This window comes from Marinobacter iranensis (genome assembly GCF_029207565.1).
Lineage (GTDB): Bacteria > Pseudomonadota > Gammaproteobacteria > Pseudomonadales > Oleiphilaceae > Marinobacter > Marinobacter iranensis.
Genome location: NZ_JANCMW010000118.1, coordinates 1 through 276, shown reverse-complemented (window position 1 = coordinate 276; position 276 = coordinate 1). Strand labels below are relative to the sequence as shown.

The following is a 276-nucleotide window of genomic DNA, read 5'->3' as shown; positions in this document are numbered from 1 at the left end:
CGGGTGAGCACCGGCTGCAGGACCGCATCGCCCCGCAGCGTCAGGCGGGCGACCGGCCCGTCAAAGGCGAGCGGCTGCGCGTCCGCGCCGTCCTCGTCGATCAGCGCGCGGGTCTCCGCTGCCCGCGGGCGAAGGAAGACGTCGGCGACGCTGCCCGTCTCGACGACACGGCCGGCATGCAGCACCGCCACGCGGTCGCAGACCTGACGGACGACTTCCATCTCATGGGTGATCAGCACGATGGTGAGCCCCAGCTCGCGGTTGAGGTCGCCGACA

Annotated in this window: 1 pseudogene; it reads right to left on the bottom strand. The window is 72.1% G+C overall.

Features of this window, described 5'->3' with window-relative positions:
• Nucleotides 1-276: pseudogene (locus NLU14_RS21680) on the bottom strand (methionine ABC transporter ATP-binding protein); the annotation flags it as partial.